Consider the following 13733-nt stretch of genomic DNA (forward strand, 5'->3'; position numbering starts at 1 on the left):
AGTCGGTCACTGCACGCAGAACTCGTTGCCCTCCGGGTCGGCCATCACCGTCCACGCCCCGGCCGGCTCGGACACGTGTCGCAGCACCTTCGCGCCCAGCGCTTCGAGCCGCGCGACCTCCTCCGACCGCTGGCCCTCCTCGGCGTGCAGGTCGATATGGAACCGGTTCTTGCCGGACTTCCCCTCCGGTACCCGCTGGAACAGCAGCCGCCGCCCCAGCCCGGTCCCGCGCTCCTGGTCGAACGGATCGTCCGGATGCCGTACGGCGATCAGGTCACGGAAGGCGGCACGGCCGTGGTACTCCACGGTCGCCGCGCCGGGCAACGCGCCCAGTTCCAGCAGACGTTCGACGAACGCGCTGTTGTCCTCGGCCACATAGTGCAGCGCGGCGGCCCAGAAGTCGGCCTGTGTGTGCGGGTCGCGGGCGTCGACGACGAGCTTCCAGTGCAGGGGTGCGGGCGTCTGCGTCATGCCGCCTACTTATAGCCGACGGCTGTGGGCCTCACACCTGGCTTTTGGGAGTCTCCGTGGCCGCCGTCACCGGCCGTGGTACGGACGCCGCCGCGAGCGCACGTGCGGCCCGGCGGGCGGTGCGCAGCGCGTCCCAGGTGAGCAGGGCGAGGGCGAGCCAGACCAGGGCGAAGCCGGCCCAGCGTTCGGTGGGCATGGCCTCGTGGAAGTAGAGGACGCCGAGCAGGAACTGGAAGACCGGCGCCAGGTACTGCAGCAGACCGAGCGTGGAGAGCGGTACGCGGATCGCCGCGGCGCCGAAGCAGACCAGCGGGAGCGCGGTGACGATACCGGTGGAGGCCAGCAGGGCGGCGTGCCCGGCACCGTCGTTGACGAAGCTGGACCCGCCGTGGCCGGCCAGCCACAGCAGATAGCCGAGCGCGGGCAGGAACTGGATCGCGGTCTCCGCGGCGAGTGACTCGATGCCGCCGAGGTTGACTTTCTTCTTGACGAGTCCGTAGGTGGCGAAGGAGAAGGCGAGAACGAGCGAGATCCACGGCGGCTGCCCGTAGCCAACGGTCAGTACGACCACGGCGGCGAAACCGACGCCTACCGCCGTCCACTGCGCGGGCCGCAGCCGCTCCTTCAGCAGCAGCACGCCCATGGCGATGGTCACCAGGGGGTTGATGAAGTAGCCGAGCGAGGCCTCGACTACGTGCCCGGAGTTCACGGCCCAGATGTAGACGCCCCAGTTGACGGTGATCACAGTGGCGGCGACCGTCACCAGCGCCAGCCGGCCCGGCTGCCGCAGCAGCTCACCGGCCCAGGCCCAGCGCCGTACGAAGGCCAGCGCGACGGCGACGAAGGCCAGGGACCACACCATCCGGTGGGCCAGGATCTCCAGGGGCCCGGCGGGCTTCAGCAGCGGCCAGAAGAGGGGGACCAGGCCCCACATCCCGTAGGCCGCGAAGCCGTTCACCAGCCCCGCCCGCCGCTCACCCCTCGATATCTCGGCCACCGGCCCTCCTCACGCCCAGCTCCAGCACACCGGGACGAAGGTAGCGTCGAGCACCCCGGTCTGTCATGGCCGTATCGGCATACGGTCATGACAGACCCGAGGGGGAGGCTCTCAACGCCTACTTGAGCGCGGCGGCGACGGCCTCGGAGATCGGGGAGGCCGGGCGGCCGGCCAGGCGGGAGAGGTCGCCGGAGTCGACGACCAGCTCGCCCTTGGCGATCGACGCGTCGACGCCGACCAGGATCGCGGCGAACGGTCCGGGCACCCCGGCGCCGGTCAGGATGGACTGGAGCACCTCGCCGGGCACGGAGTTGTAGGCGATGTCCTTGCCGGTCTGCCGCGCGATCTCCGCCGCGTACTCGGCGAAGCTCCAGGCGACGTCGCCGCCGAGTTCGTACGTCTGGTTCTCGTGGCCCTCGCCGGTCAGTACGGCGACGGCGGCGGCCGCGTAGTCCGCGCGGGAGGCCGAGGAGACCCGGCCGTCGCCGGCGGCCGCTACGACGGCGTTGTGCTCCAGCACCGGGCCGAGGTTCTCGGTGTAGTTCTCGTGGTACCAGCCGTTGCGCAGCAGGGCGTAGGGCAGGCCGGAGGCGAGCAGCAGTTCCTCGGTGGCGCGGTGGTCGTCCACAAGGGAGGCCTTCAGGCCGGCCGGGGCGCTGGTGTAGGCGAGCAGCGCCACGCCGGCCGCCTTGGCGGCGTCGATGACGACCTTGTGCTGCTGCACCCGGCCCTTGTCGAACTCGTTGCCCGAGATCAGCAGCACCTTGTCGCCGGTGGCGAAGAGACCGTCGAAGGTCTCGGGGGAGTTGTAGTCCGCGACGGCGATCCTGACGCCCCGGGCGGCGAATTCGGCGGCCTTGGCCTCGTCGCGTACGACGGCGGTGATCTGCTCGGCCGGGACCCTCTCCAGCAGCTGCGTCACGACGTGACGGCCGAGGTGTCCGGTGGCTCCGGTGACAACGATGCTCATGGTCTGCGATCTCCTTGTGGGGTTCCGATGACACTAACCCTAGGAGGTGCGCTAACCGAAAGAAAGTACCCACTTTGAAGTAAGGTACTTGCATGGCCGTACGTACTCATGAAGTCGAGGAGCGCCCCGACGTGCCCGCCGGGAGGACCGACAAGTACGCCGTCGGTGAGGCGATGTGCCCCTACCGCCTGGTCCTGGAGCACGTCACCAGCCGCTGGGGCGTCCTGGTCCTGATCCAGCTCCTCGACCGCCCCCACCGCTTCAGCGAACTGCGCCGCGCCATCGGCCGGGTCAGCGAGAAGATGCTCACCCAGACCCTCCAGACCCTGGAACGGGACGGCCTCGTCCACCGGGACGCCAAGCCCGTCATCCCGCCCCGGGTCGACTACTCCCTCACCGGCCTCGGCCGCGAGGCGGCCCAGCAGGTACGGGACCTGGCGCTGTGGACCGAGCAGCGGATGGCGGACGTGGTCCGGGCGCGGGAGGCGTACGACGAGGCGAAGCGCGCCTGAACGCGAAGCGGGGCCCGGACATGGCGTCCGGGCCCCGCTCACACGTACCGACGCTCAGCCCGCGACCGTCCAGGTGTCCCCGCCGGCCAGCAGTGCCGCCAGGTCGCCCTTGCCGTGCTGCTCCACCGCCGTGTCCAGTTGCTCGGACATCTGGGTGTCGTAGACGGGCCTGTCCACCGAGCGGAAGACGCCGATGGGCGTGTGGTGCAGGTTGTCCGGGTCGGCCAGCCGGGACAGCGCGAAGGCCGTGGTGGGGGAGGGGGAGCGGACGTCGTGGACGACGATCTCGGACTCGTTGTCCGCCGTCACGTCGACCACGGTCAGGTCACCCGTGAGCCGGTCGCGTACGACTCCGCGCGCGCCGTCGGCGCCGAAGCGGATGGGCTGTCCGTGTTCCAGGCGGATGACCGCCTCCTCGGCGGACTGCTTGTCCTTGAGGGTGTCGAAGGCGCCGTCGTTGAAGATGTTGCAGTTCTGGTAGATCTCGATCAGGGCGGTGCCGGGGTGGGCGGCGGCCGCGCGCAGGACGTCGGTGAGGTGCTTGCGGTCGGAGTCGATGGTGCGGGCGACGAAGGAGGCCTCGGCGCCGATCGCGAGGGACACCGGGTTGAAGGGGGCGTCCAGGGAGCCCATCGGTGTCGACTTGGTGATCTTGCCGACTTCGGAGGTCGGTGAGTACTGGCCCTTGGTGAGGCCGTAGATCCGGTTGTTGAAGAGGAGGATCTTGAGGTTGACGTTGCGGCGCAGCGCGTGGATGAGGTGGTTGCCGCCGATGGAGAGGGCGTCGCCGTCACCGGTGACGACCCACACCGAAAGGTCGCGCCTGCTGGTGGCCAGGCCGGTGGCGATCGCGGGAGCACGGCCGTGGATGGAGTGCATCCCGTAGGTGTTCATGTAGTACGGGAAACGGGAGGAGCAGCCGATGCCGGAGACGAAGACGATGTTCTCCTTCGCCAGCCCGAGTTCCGGCATGAACCCCTGCACGGCGGCCAGGATCGCGTAGTCACCGCAGCCCGGGCACCAGCGCACCTCCTGATCGGACTTGAAGTCCTTCATGGACTGTTTCGCCTCGGCCTTGGGGACGAGCTGGAGCAGTCCGTCGGTGGCGTCAGTCATGGATGGCCTCCTTGAGCGCCTCGGCGAGCTGCTCCGCCTTGAACGGCATGCCGTTGACCTGGTTGTACGAATGCGCGTCCACGAGGTACTTCGCCCGGATGAGGGTGGCGAGCTGGCCGAGGTTCATCTCGGGAATCACGACCTTGTCGTAACGCCCCAGGACCGTGCCCAGGTTGCGGGGGAAGGGGTTGAGGTGGCGCAGATGCGCCTGCGCGATCGCCTCGCCGGCCCGGCGCAGCCGCCGGACCGCGGCCGTGATCGGCCCGTAGGTCGAACCCCAGCCCAGGACCAGGGTGCGTGCCCCGTCCGGATCGTCGACGTCGATGTCCGGGACGTCGATACCGTCGATCTTGGCCTGCCGGGTACGGACCATGAAGTCGTGGTTGGCGGGGTCGTAGGAGATGTTGCCCGTACCGTCCTGCTTCTCGATGCCGCCGATACGGTGTTCGAGGCCGGGCGTGCCGGGGATCGCCCAGGGGCGGGCGAGGGTGTGCGGGTCGCGTTTGTAGGGCCAGAACACCTCGGTGCCGTCGTCGAGGGTGTGATTGGGCCCGTGGGCGAACTGCACCCGCAGGTCGGGGAGTTCCTCCAGCTCCGGGATCCGCCAGGGCTCACTGCCGTTGGCCAGGTAGCCGTCGGAGAGAAGCATCACCGGGGTTCTGTACGTCAGCGCGATGCGGGCGGCTTCCAGGGCGGCGTCGAAGCAGTCGGCCGGGGTTCGCGGCGCGACCACGGGGACCGGTGCCTCGCCGTTGCGGCCGTACATCGCCTGCAGCAGGTCGGCCTGCTCGGTCTTGGTCGGCAGCCCGGTGGACGGCCCGCCGCGCTGGATGTCCACCACCAGCAGCGGCAGTTCCAACGACACCGCGAGCCCCACCGTCTCCGCCTTCAGCGCGACCCCGGGGCCGGAGGTGGTAGTCACGGCGAGTGAGCCGCCGAAGGCGGCGCCGAGTGCCGCGCCGATCCCGGCGATCTCGTCCTCGGCCTGGAAGGTCCGCACACCGAAGTTCTTGTGTTTCGACAGTTCGTGGAGGATGTCGGAGGCCGGGGTGATCGGATACGAGCCGAGGAACAGCGGCAGGTCGGCCAGGCGGGACGCGGTGACCAGGCCGTAGGCCAGGGCCAGGTTCCCCGAGATGTTGCGGTAGGTGCCCATCGGGAACGCGGCGGTCGCCGGGGCGATCTCGTAGGAGACCGCGAAGTCCTCGGTCGTCTCGCCGAAGTTCCAGCCCGCGCGGAAGGCCGCGAGGTTCGCGTTCATCACCTCGGGCTTGCGGGCGAACTTCTGCTTGAGGAACCGTTCCGTGCCCTCGGTGGGCCGGTGGTACATCCATGACAAGAGGCCGAGCGCGAACATGTTCTTGCTGCGCTCGGCCTCTTTACGACTGAGGTCGAATTCCTTGAGGGCTTCCACCGTCAGTGTGGTCAGCGGCACCGGGTGGACGCTGTAGCCGTCCAGTGAGCCGTCCTCCAGTGGGGAGGTGTCGTAGCCGACCTTCTGCATCGCCCGTTTGGTGAACTCGTCCGTGTTGACGATGATCTCCGCGCCCCGCGGCAGGTCCCCGATGTTGGCTTTCAGGGCCGCCGGGTTCATCGCGACCAGCACGTTCGGCGCGTCACCGGGGGTGAGGATGTCGTGGTCGGCGAAGTGCAACTGGAAGGAGGAGACCCCGGGGAGGGTGCCGGCCGGGGCCCGGATCTCGGCAGGGAAGTTCGGGAGGGTCGAAAGGTCGTTGCCGAAGGACGCGGTCTCCGACGTGAACCGGTCACCGGTGAGCTGCATGCCATCACCCGAGTCCCCCGCGAACCGGATGATCACCCGATCCAGACGCCGGACGGCCTTCACACCGCCCGGCTTGCGCTGTTCTCCCAAGACGGTTCCGTCGGCCTGTTCCGTTGTCCTGCTGACCTGGCTGGTCACTGAACTGGACCTCCTTCGAGGCGGCTGTCCGGGCGTGGTCGTCCCACGGACCATCCCACATACAACCCTACGTCGGTTAGGGTCGCCTTCCCGCGCCGGCCCACATGATGGACGGCGCTTTGAGACGACCTGTCGCCCTGACTTGTCACGATTTTCCCTCCCCCTGGCCGCCTTCCGGCTCCGACACGGTGTCGGCCCCGTCAGGAGTTCAGATAGGTCAGAACGGCCAGAACGCGCCGGTGGTCCCCCTCACTCTGGGACAGCCCCAGCTTGAGGAAGATGTTGCTGACGTGCTTCTCGACGGCTCCGTCGCTCACGACCAACTGCCGTGCGATCGCCGAGTTCGTCCGCCCCTCGGCCATCAGCCCCAGCACCTCCCGCTCCCGCGGGGTCAGCCCGGCCAGCACGTCCTGCTTACGGCTGCGGCCGAGCAGCTGCGCGACCACCTCGGGGTCCAGCGCGGTACCGCCCTCGGCGACCCGCACAACCGCGTCCACGAACTCCCGCACCTCGGCGACCCGGTCTTTCAGCAGATAGCCCACGCCCCGGCTGGACCCGGCCAGCAGTTCGGTGGCGTAGCGCTCCTCCACGTACTGCGACAGCACCAGCACCCCGAGCCGCGGATGCGCCTTCCGCAGCCGTACGGCGGCTCGCACCCCCTCGTCGGTGTGCGTCGGCGGCATCCGCACGTCCGCCACCACCACGTCCGGCATCGCACCCTGCGCGTCGAGATCGGCGATGGTCTTGACCAGCGCCTCCGCGTCACCGACGCCCGCGACGACGTCAAGTCCGCGGTCGGTCAACAGCCGGGTCAGCCCCTCTCTGAGCAGCACGGAATCCTCGGCGATGACCACCCGCACCCTGTCCTCCACGATCTCCCGGCCCCCCACACCCCGTCCGGCGTACATGCCTGCCCTGTCCGGAAGACCAGCATTCCAGCATTCGGGTCGGAGCGTGTCGGGGTCATGAGAGGAGACGAGTCAAATCAGCGCGTCCGGCGTCCGGCGTCGGGCATCGTGCGTCCGGCGACCGAGGACGAGCGCCGCTCCGCAGCCCTGTCCGGCCCGTCCGGCGTTTGAGGACGAGGCTCTTCAGACCGACGCGGGGTCGAAGGGGGCCGAGCCCCCCTGGTGCCCCCTGGTGCCCCCTGGTGCCCCCTGGTGATGGGACGGGTAAGGGCGGAGGGGGCGGAAATCCGCGCCCTCAGCCCCGCCAGGGCAGTTCCGCCGTCACCCGCGTAGGCCCACCCACCGGCGAGTCCACCACCAGGATCCCGTCGACCGCGTCGAGCCGCTCGGCCAGCCCCGCCAGCCCCGACCCCTTCGTCGTGTCCGCACCCCCCACCCCGTCGTCCACGACCTGCAACATCAACCGGTCATCGCTCCGCCACACATCCACCGCCGCCGCACTCGCCCGCGCATGCTTGCTGATGTTCTGCAGCAGCTCGGACACCGTGAAGTACGCGATCCCCTCGATCGCCGCCGCCGGCCGCTCCGCCAGGTCGACCTCCACCTGCACCGGCACCGTGCACCGCGAGGCCACCGCCGACAGCGCCGCGTCCAGCCCCCGGTCGGTGAGCACCGCGGGATGGATCCCCCGGGCCAGGTCCCGCAACTCCTGCAGCGCGGTCTTCACCTCGCCGTGTGCCTCGTCCACCATCCGCGCGGCGACCTGCGGATCCTCCCGCAGTTTCTCCTTCGCCAGCCCAAGATCCATGGCCAGCGCCACCAGCCGGGCCTGCGCCCCGTCGTGCAGATCCCGCTCGATGCGCCGCAGGTCGGCCGCGGCCGTGTCGACGACCACCCCCCGGTCGGACTCCAGCTCCACCACCCGTGACGCCAGCTTCGAGGGCCCGAGAAGCCCGTGCACCATCAGCCGGTCCACCAGCGTCAGCGCCCGCACGATCCACGGGGTGGCCAGCGTGAACAGCAGCCCCACCAGAGCGGTCACGGTGATCTCGAACGGGTTGTCGAGGTAGACGCTGTGATGCGCGTCGCCGTAGAGCTGGAGACCGTCCTGCCCGGCGTACATCGGCAAGACCCAGAACCACAGCGGGTACGTCAGCAGGGCCCAGCCGTACGCCCAGAAGTTGAGCGCGACGACGAAGGAGAACGTCGACCAGGGGAACTGGAGGACCGCGTACAGCAGATGACGCCATGACGTGCCGCTCTTCAGTACGGCGCCGATCCACGCCATCAACCCGGGCTTGCGCATCCGCAACGGTTCCGGGTCGGCCACCTCCAGGCCCAGCAGCCCGCGCGCCCGCGCCCGCTCCAGCGCCCCGAAGCCCCGGCAACCGGCGAGAGCAGCCGCCAGCAGCGGGATCCCGATGAAGGTCACCAGCAGACCGACGCCGACGGACAGCATCGTCACGGTCCACACGAACAGCGCGACGCCGATCGGAAAGCCCAGCAGCACATAGGCGAACTCACGCCAGCTGCGCGCCTCGAAGGGCGCCCGCAGCACGGCCGGCACCCGATGCCGACGCTCCCCGTACGGGCCGTAGCCGTCCCCCTGGTCCAGCCCGTACCCGTGGTCCTGCTCGTACCCGTATCCGTGCCCGTGCCCGTACTCCGTGGCCATCGGCGCCGTCCCGTCCGTCCTGTGCTGTCGCAGCTCGTCCCGTCAGGCCTGTCCCTGCCGTACCTCCACCCTGCTGTGCCGCAGGTCCACGGACCATGGAGGCCGTCGGCATCCTGAACGGGGGGTTTTCCCCACCCCCGCCACTTTCTCCTTCTCCCTCTCCCCCTCTCCTCTTTGCTTTCTCCGCTACGACCGGTCGCGCCAGGGCAGCTCGGCGGTGACCGTCGTGGGACCGCCGGCCGGTGAGTCGACGACGAACACGCCGTCCACCGCGCCCAGCCGATCGGCGAGCCCGCGCATCCCGGTGCCGCCGTGCAGGCTCGCGCCGCCGCGCCCGTCGTCCCGTACCTGGATCAGCAGCCGGTCGTCGGCGCGCCACACCTCGACCGAGGCACTGCGCGCCCCGCTGTGCTTGCTGACGTTCTGCAGCAGCTCGGAGACGGTGAAATAGGCGATGCCCTCGATCGCGGGCGCCGGTCTGTACGGCAGGTCGGCGGTCACCTGGACCGGTACCGTGCAGCGCGAGGCGACCGAGGACAGCGCCGCGTCCAGCCCCCGGTCGGTCAGCACCGCCGGGTGGATGCCCCGGGCGAGGTCCCTGAGCTCCCGCAGGGCCAGCTTCACCTCGCCGTGCGCCTCCTCGACCATCGCGGCGGCCCCGTCGGGATCCTCCAGCAGCTTCTCCTTCGCCAGACCGAGGCCCATGGCGAGGTTGACGAGACGGGCCTGCGCGCCGTCGTGCAGGTCCCGTTCGATGCGCCGCAGGTCGGCGGCGGCCCTGTCCACCACGACCCCCCGGTCCGACTCCAGTTCGGCGATCCGGCGCTCCAGCTCGTCGGAGGGCGACAGCAGACCCCGGACCATCGCCCGGTCCGCGTTCGCCAGCCCGCGCGCGATGAACGGCAGCACCGGCCACAGCACGAACAATGACGTCAGCACGATGCAGAACGTGAGGATGCCCCAGGGCAGCCGGATGAAGTCGTACAGCAGCGTCCGCCAGCCCACGGGATCCTTCAGCGCCATCCACAGCCGCTGAGTGCCCGCACCCCGCTTGGCCAACGGCATCGGAGTCGGCTCCTCCACCCGCACCCCGAGCAGCGCACGCGCGCGTGCCCGCTCCAGCTTCCCCAGTTGCCGGGCGCCCAGCAGCGTGCCGGCGAGCAGAGGGATGCCGACCACCGTGATCGTCAGCACGCCGCTCACGCACACCGACGTGAACACATAGATGAAGCCGAACACCGATATCGGCAGGTTCAGCAGAAGGTGCGCGATCTCCTTCCAGGTGTGACCGTCGTAGGCGAAGCGGACGGGACGCAGCCGGTCGCGGTCTTCTCCGCCGTCGGCCAGGCTGCGGGATCGGGGTACGGGTGCGGTCATATGCGCCAGCGTGCCGTGTGCCGTGGCGCAGCGCCATGGAGTTCGCCGCCCGGGGCACCCTGGGGAAAACCCCACCAGTCGCGGCCGGTGTCGGGTCTCCTCGTGTGACTTGCTGCTTACCGTGTCTTTATCAGGGCCTAGACTCCCGTGCGTACAGATCGTCGAATCAAGAGTTGACTGAGGTTACGACGCGGGGCCGGGTCCAGGCCCGTTGTCTGTCGAGGGAGTGAGGGGACGGACGATGTGGGAGACGGTGAGTGGTGAGCCGACCGTGGTCGTCGCCGCGGACTACTTCGCGTCCTACTCGGTCGTAGGACTGCTGACCCTCCTCGGCGTGCTCTTCGTCGCCGCCGCCTTCGGAGCCGGCCGGCTGCTGCGGCCAGTGGTCCCCACGCCCGAGAAACTCCTGACCTACGAATGCGGTGTCGACCCCGTCGGCGAGGGCTGGGCGCACACCCAGGTCCGCTACTACGTCTACGCCTTCCTCTACGTCATCTTCGCGGTCGACTCGATCTTCCTGTTCCCCTGGGCGACGGTCTTCGCCGCCCCCGGCTACGGCGCCACCACGCTCGTGGAGATGTTCGTCTTCCTCGGCTTCCTCGCCGTCGGCCTGCTGTACGCATACAAGAAGGGCGTCCTGACATGGACGTGACGCCGTCGGAGCCTGTGCTGCTCCCGGAACCGAAACGGCTGGGCGCGCTGGCCCGTCTCGCCCCCGAGCCGATGAAGGTCGTCCTCAACTGGGGACGCCGATACTCGCTCTGGGTCTTCAACTTCGGCCTCGCCTGCTGCGCGATCGAGTTCATCGCCGCGTCGATGGCCCGCCACGACTTCATCCGCCTCGGGGTGATCCCCTTCGCGCCGGGCCCCCGCCAGGCCGACCTGATGGTGGTCTCGGGCACGGTCACCGACAAGATGGCCCCGGCGGTCAAACGCCTGTACGAGCAGATGCCTGAGCCCAAGTACGTCATCTCCTTCGGCGCGTGCAGCAACTGCGGCGGCCCCTACTGGGACTCCTACTCCGTCACCAAGGGCGTCGACCAGATCATCCCCGTCGACGTCTACGTCCCCGGCTGCCCGCCGCGCCCCGAAGCCCTCCTCCAGGGCATCCTCAAACTCCAGGAGAAGATCGCGGCGGAGTCCCTGGGCGAGCGTTACGACACCCCCCGCCCGTCCGCCGCGGCCCTCCAGAGCGGCCTGGTGCGGCCGCCGGCCCCGGCCGCCGAAGGGGGCCCACGATGACGGCCCCCACCGGCTGGCTCCCCGCCCCCGTGGAGGAACTCTTCGGCCCCGACTCCACGGCCGAGGAGTCCTACGAGATCCTCACGGTCGACGTCCCTCCCTCCTCCTGGCTCGCCGCCCTCGAGACCGCTCGTACGACCCTGAGCTGCACCTTCTTCGACTGGCTCAGCGCGGTCGACGAACCCGGCACCGGCTTCCGCGTCTCCGCCCACCTCGTCGCCCTCACCCCGGTCCGCCGCCTGCTCCTGCGTACGACCGTGCCGCACTCCGCCCCCGAACTCCCGTCCGCCGTCGACGTCTACGCGGGCGCCCGCTGGCACGAACGCGAGACCCACGAGATGTTCGGCGTCCGCTTCTCCGGCCACCCCGGCCTGGACCATCTCCTCCTCCCGGAAACCTTCGAGGGTCACCCCCTCCGCAAGGACTTCGTGCTGGCGGCCCGCGTCGCCAAGGCCTGGCCGGGCGCCAAGGAACCCGGCGAGTCCGACCACGGCGGCCCCCGGCGCCGCCAGATGCTCCCCCCAGGCGTCCCCGACCCCAACGAATGGGGCCCCCTGAAAGGCCAGCTCCCCCCTGCCCCCGCCCGCCCGGCCCGAGCTGCGGCGGGCCGCTCCGCCGGCGAACGCCCGGCCCGCACGCCCGGCGAGCGCCCGGTACGGCGCTCCCGCACGGCAGCGGAGGGCTCGGCCAGCCAGGCGGTCGGCGCGGGGGACGCGGCGGGGCCGGCGCCTGCGGCGGAGGCGGCTGCCGCCGAGGCGCAGCCGACGGCCACCCCGCGCCGGGCCCGCAGCGCGAGCGAAGGGTCCGCTTCCCAGCGGGCCACCCCTGCGGAGCAGCCGCCGACGGCTCCGCCCAGGGCCGCGAGTGCGACCAAGGGGTCCGCCTCGCAGCCGGAGGCATCCACAGCAGACGACACCGCCCGGGCGGAAGAGCCGACGGCCGCCGCTCCCCGGGGGCCGCGTCGGGCACGTCCTGCCTCCGATGGCTCCGCGTCGCAGCGCGCGCAGGAGACGGCACCGCAGGCAGAACCGGCCACCCCGGCCCGCCCCGCGACCCCACGCAGGGCCGACGCACCGTGGCACCACGCCCGCCCGGCCTTCGACGAACCCGGAGACGAAGAACGGCGGGTTACGTCGGCCGAACCGACAGAGGCACGCGGGCCCGAGGCCGAGACGCCGGGGGCGGGCGAGCCGACGGTGGGGGAGCCGACGCTGGAGGGGGAGCCGACCGTGGAGGAGCCAGGCGGGTCTGAGTCGGCTACGCCCGCGCCGACTGCACCGGAGTCGGCCGAGTCGAAGCCTGCTGCCCCCGAGGCTCCCGGAAACGCCGGGACCCGCGAGGCCCCCGGGACCGTCGAAGACGCCGAGGCCGCCGAGAACGCCGGACCCGAGGCCTCACCCCCCGACTCCCCCAACCCCTCAGCCGCTGACGCTGCCCCCGAGGCACCGGCCCCCGAGGCGCCGGCCTCCGAGGCACCCGCCCCCGACGCTCCCCCCAGCCCTGAAGCCCCAGCCCCGGACAACGCCCCCGCCCAACAACCCGCCCCCCACGACGACCGCTCAGGAGGCCCGCAGTGAACGACGCTCTGGACGTCGCCCTGCGACTCCTCGCCGTGTTCGTCGTCTTCCTCACCTTCCCCCTGATCGTCGGTCAGACCGAGCACAAGGTGATGGCCCATATGCAGGGCCGCCTCGGCCCGATGTACGCCGGTGGCTTCCACGGCTGGGCCCAGCTGATCGCCGACGGCGTGAAGTTCGTGCAGAAGGAGGATGTGGTCCCGGCGGGCGCGGACCGCCGTATCTTCCAGCTGGCGCCCGCGGTGGCACTCCTCCCGTATCTGCTCGTGCTGCTCGCCATCCCGATCGGCCCCGGCGACGGTGCCGTCGGCCAGGTCCTGGACGCCGGTGTGTTCTTCGTGCTGGCCGTGATGGGCATCGGTGTCCTCGGCTCGCTCATGGCCGGCTGGGCCAGTGCCAACAAGTACTCCCTCCTCGGCGGCCTGCGCACCGCGGCCCAACTCCTCGCCTACGAACTCCCCATGCTGCTCGCTGCCGCCTCCGTGGCGATGGCGGCCGGCACGGTCTCCCTGCCGGGCATCGTCGGCGCCTTCCACTGGTGGTGGGTGCCCTGGCAGATCATCGGAGGCCTGGTCTTCTTCGTCGCCGGCCTTGCGGAACTCCAGCGGCCCCCCTTCGACATGCCCGTCGCAGACACGGAGATCATCTTCGGCGCGTACACCGAGTACACCGGCCTGCGCTTCGCCCTGTTCCTGCTCGCCGAGTACGCCGGGATCGTCGTCCTGTGCGGTCTGACCACCGTTCTCTTCCTGGGCGGCTGGCACGGCCCCTGGGGAGCCGACGGCCTCGGCTGGCTGTGGACCCTGCTGAAGACGGCGCTCCTCGCCTTCGTCGTGATCTGGCTCCGCGTGACCTATCCCCGCCTGCGCGAGGACCAGCTGCAGAAGTTCTCCTGGACTCTCCTCGTCCCCCTTTCTCTCGCCCAGATCGCCCTCACCGGCATCGTCAAGGTGGTGATCTCCTAACC

13 protein-coding genes are annotated in these 13733 nt (G+C 70.4%); 5 read left to right on the forward strand and 8 right to left on the reverse strand.

Annotation, left to right across the window (positions count from 1 at the left end):
• Positions 1–6 precede the first annotated feature (6 nt).
• From ABZ396_RS19890 to ABZ396_RS19900, 3 genes are all read right to left on the reverse strand, one after another.
• A complete protein-coding gene (locus ABZ396_RS19890; RefSeq protein ID WP_358919073.1) occupies positions 7–471 on the reverse strand; it encodes a VOC family protein in 465 nt (154 codons plus the stop codon).
• A gap of 31 nt (positions 472–502) precedes the next feature.
• Entirely contained in the window at positions 503–1468 is a 966-nt protein-coding gene (gene rarD / locus ABZ396_RS19895) for an EamA family transporter RarD (RefSeq protein ID WP_358919075.1), read from the reverse strand.
• Positions 1469–1586: 118 nt separating this feature from the next.
• Positions 1587–2438, reverse strand: a complete 852-nt coding sequence (locus ABZ396_RS19900; RefSeq protein WP_358919077.1) for an SDR family oxidoreductase — start codon at positions 2436–2438, stop codon at positions 1587–1589.
• Between the two features lie 173 nt (positions 2439–2611).
• Here ABZ396_RS19900 and ABZ396_RS19905 point away from each other — a divergent pair, with 173 nt between their 5' ends.
• On the forward strand, positions 2612–2950 hold the full coding sequence (locus ABZ396_RS19905; RefSeq protein ID WP_358919103.1) for a helix-turn-helix domain-containing protein: 339 nt from the start codon (positions 2612–2614) through the stop codon (positions 2948–2950).
• 54 nt (positions 2951–3004) lie between these two features.
• On the opposite strand, the gene ABZ396_RS19910 is transcribed toward ABZ396_RS19905, so the two are convergent.
• The 5 genes from ABZ396_RS19910 to ABZ396_RS19930 form a co-directional block, all read right to left on the reverse strand.
• Positions 3005–4066 carry a 2-oxoacid:ferredoxin oxidoreductase subunit beta gene (locus tag ABZ396_RS19910; RefSeq protein WP_358919079.1) on the reverse strand — a complete coding sequence of 354 codons (1062 nt, stop codon included), beginning with the start codon at positions 4064–4066 and terminating at the stop codon, positions 3005–3007.
• A complete protein-coding gene (locus ABZ396_RS19915) occupies positions 4059–5987 on the reverse strand; it encodes a 2-oxoacid:acceptor oxidoreductase subunit alpha (RefSeq protein WP_358919081.1) in 1929 nt (642 codons plus the stop codon). The genes ABZ396_RS19910 and ABZ396_RS19915 overlap by 8 nt, the downstream gene beginning before the upstream one ends.
• A 200-nt stretch (positions 5988–6187) precedes the next feature.
• Entirely contained in the window at positions 6188–6895 is a 708-nt protein-coding gene (locus ABZ396_RS19920) for a response regulator transcription factor (protein WP_358919083.1), read from the reverse strand.
• Between the two features lie 295 nt (positions 6896–7190).
• Positions 7191–8570, reverse strand: coding sequence for a sensor domain-containing protein (locus ABZ396_RS19925; RefSeq protein WP_358919084.1), 1380 nt, complete (start codon positions 8568–8570; stop codon positions 7191–7193).
• Between the two features lie 186 nt (positions 8571–8756).
• A complete protein-coding gene (locus tag ABZ396_RS19930) occupies positions 8757–9947 on the reverse strand; it encodes a sensor domain-containing protein (RefSeq protein ID WP_358919086.1) in 1191 nt (396 codons plus the stop codon).
• A 241-nt stretch (positions 9948–10188) separates the two neighbouring features.
• On the opposite strand from ABZ396_RS19930, the gene ABZ396_RS19935 reads away from it, so the two are divergent.
• The 4 genes from ABZ396_RS19935 to ABZ396_RS19950 are packed head-to-tail and all read left to right on the forward strand — an operon-like array spanning position 10189 to position 13731.
• Entirely contained in the window at positions 10189–10599 is a 411-nt protein-coding gene (locus tag ABZ396_RS19935; protein ID WP_358919088.1) for an NADH-quinone oxidoreductase subunit A, read from the forward strand.
• Positions 10590–11189 (forward strand): NADH-quinone oxidoreductase subunit B family protein, encoded by a 600-nt coding sequence (locus ABZ396_RS19940; RefSeq protein ID WP_358919090.1) that lies wholly within the window; start codon positions 10590–10592, stop codon positions 11187–11189. The genes ABZ396_RS19935 and ABZ396_RS19940 overlap by 10 nt, the downstream gene beginning before the upstream one ends.
• Positions 11186–12766 carry an NADH-quinone oxidoreductase subunit C gene (locus ABZ396_RS19945; RefSeq protein WP_359185227.1) on the forward strand — a complete coding sequence of 527 codons (1581 nt, stop codon included), beginning with the start codon at positions 11186–11188 and terminating at the stop codon, positions 12764–12766. Before ABZ396_RS19940 ends, ABZ396_RS19945 begins: the two co-directional genes overlap by 4 nt.
• Positions 12763–13731, forward strand: coding sequence for a complex I subunit 1 family protein (locus ABZ396_RS19950; protein ID WP_358926927.1), 969 nt, complete (start codon positions 12763–12765; stop codon positions 13729–13731). Before ABZ396_RS19945 ends, ABZ396_RS19950 begins: the two co-directional genes overlap by 4 nt.
• Positions 13732–13733: the final 2 nt, after the last annotated feature.

Origin of the sequence: Streptomyces sp. NPDC005866 (assembly GCF_040629895.1) — a bacterium.
Taxonomy (GTDB): Bacteria; Actinomycetota; Actinomycetes; order Streptomycetales; family Streptomycetaceae; genus Streptomyces.